The following is a 244-nucleotide window of genomic DNA, read 5'->3' on the forward strand; positions in this document are numbered from 1 at the left end:
TCATAAGGGCTTGTTCCCTGACGTTTGGTAGACCGCGCAAACGGCAATAGCGAAACCCATGGAGCTCTTTGGCATCCGCGAAGCTTCGCTCAATCGTCTCTTTTCGTTTGCGGTACAGCCGTTTCCCGGATGGGCTTAGCCGGTTGCTCCGTACCCACTCTTTGCTGTCTTCCCAGACATGCCGAGTCACCACTTTGCGGTGGTTTCGAGACTGGGTACACTGGTCTAGCAGTGGGCAATGCTG

Annotated in this window: 1 protein-coding gene; it reads right to left on the reverse strand. The window is 55.3% G+C overall.

Features of this window, described 5'->3' with window-relative positions:
* Positions 1 to 244, reverse strand: a 244-nt coding sequence (locus WA407_RS26590) for a transposase (protein WP_336078750.1), incomplete at both ends; no start/stop codon positions are given.

Origin of the sequence: Paenibacillus sp. 203, from assembly GCF_037027525.1 — a bacterium.
Classification (GTDB): Bacteria; Bacillota; Bacilli; order Paenibacillales; family Paenibacillaceae; genus Paenibacillus; species Paenibacillus polymyxa_B.